The following is a 277-nucleotide window of genomic DNA, read 5'->3' on the forward strand; positions in this document are numbered from 1 at the left end:
GTGTAAAGCCGTATCTGCCGATAGCCCGCCTGGCGCGCTTGAATTTCGGCCCACTGCATCAGTTCGCGTCCATATCCCTTGCCTTGCGCGGCCGGAGATACAGCCACGTTGTCCAGCAGCAGGCAACCTGGCTCGCGCACCAACACCAGCAAGGCCTGCACGCCGGCGTTGTCTTCCAGCACCTGCGTCTGACCTTGCGCGATGCGTTGGAGGTAGTCGTCACGCATCGGGCCCGGCGTGGCGCCGATGCGGCCGATGTACGGGCGATACGCGTCGT

Annotated in this window: 1 protein-coding gene; it reads right to left on the reverse strand. The window is 64.6% G+C overall.

The genetic code is table 11. The annotated features are described in order from the left end of the window. Positions 1-227 (reverse strand): GNAT family N-acetyltransferase (locus SB751_RS29955; protein WP_410749017.1); only part of this gene is annotated, 227 nt, incomplete at its 3' end. Between the last annotated feature and the right edge of the window lie 50 nt (positions 228-277).

Origin of the sequence: Cupriavidus sp. SIMBA_020 (assembly GCF_046535395.1) — a bacterium.
Lineage (GTDB): Bacteria > Pseudomonadota > Gammaproteobacteria > Burkholderiales > Burkholderiaceae > Cupriavidus > Cupriavidus campinensis.